The sequence below is a fragment of the Metabacillus sp. 22489 genome (assembly GCF_052044855.1).
GTDB lineage: Bacteria > Bacillota > Bacilli > Bacillales > Bacillaceae > Metabacillus > Metabacillus niabensis.
Genome location: NZ_JBQENT010000128.1, coordinates 1 through 623, shown reverse-complemented (window position 1 = coordinate 623; position 623 = coordinate 1). Strand labels below are relative to the sequence as shown.

Genomic DNA, 623 nt, shown 5'->3' with positions numbered 1-623 from the left:
ATGCGAACACCACCTAAGAGTTTATATATCTATTATAAATGAAAAGAGCGAAGGCTTCCTCATAATATCGAGGAAGCCTTCGCTTTATTAAAGATATAGAGACTTTTTCAGTGGCCTCATCTTTACTGATCTTTTTTGGGGGCTATTTTTATAAACCTTGTTGCTTTTATTAGTAGTCGCTTTGGTTAATTTCCTCTTCAAATATTTTATAAATTTATAAAAATAAATGTTTTGTTTCCCGTTATATTACATATTTGAATAATAATTTAAAATAATGGTTCTTCATAATAAGCCAATAACTCATTTAAACGCAAAAAAAGACCAGTATTTCTACTGATCCTTTTCCATCTTACCTGGCAACCCTCATGTGCCCGAAGAACGCACATTCCGGTTTTCTCTCTCTCTGCACTTCCTACGACCTTCTTGCTTCTCCCAAGCCTCAGGCTAGTAAGTATACTTTGTCTCTACGCTTCTCTATCAACCTATCGGTTTTTATTTAAACACAAAAAAGACCAGTATTTCTACTGATCTTTTTCCATCTTACCTGGCAACGTCCTACTCTCACAGGGGGAGTCCCCCAACTACCATCGGCGCTGAAGAGCTTAACTTCCGTGTTCGGCATG

Annotated in this window: 1 rRNA gene; it reads right to left on the bottom strand. The window is 36.9% G+C overall.

The annotated features are described in order from the left end of the window. Positions 1 to 542 precede the first annotated feature (542 nt). Positions 543 to 623, bottom strand: a 5S ribosomal RNA gene (gene rrf / locus ACTJJ9_RS26385); the annotation flags it as partial.